Source organism: Mesorhizobium sp. M1A.T.Ca.IN.004.03.1.1 (assembly GCF_003997555.1).
Classification (GTDB): domain Bacteria; phylum Pseudomonadota; class Alphaproteobacteria; order Rhizobiales; family Rhizobiaceae; genus Mesorhizobium.
On sequence record NZ_RZTV01001180.1, the window covers coordinates 1 to 231 of the forward strand.

The following is a 231-nucleotide window of genomic DNA, read 5'->3' on the forward strand; positions in this document are numbered from 1 at the left end:
TCATCGTCTGGACGGCCTATCTCTCCTTCACCAATTCCAAGACCTTCCCCTCCTATCAGCTGACCGGGGCGCGCGCCTATCAGCGGCTGTGGCGCTGGACCTTCGAGAGCGATCCGCCGTCCTCCTGGTACACCTCGATCACCAACATGGCGATCTTCGGCTTCCTCTATGTCGGCATCTGTCTGGCGCTCGGCCTGCTGCTCGCCATCCTGCTCGACCAGAAGATCCGCG

General features: G+C 61.9%; 1 pseudogene. It reads left to right on the forward strand.

The features are described from left to right. Positions 1-231 (forward strand): annotated as a pseudogene (locus EOD29_RS35405) (sugar ABC transporter permease); the annotation flags it as partial.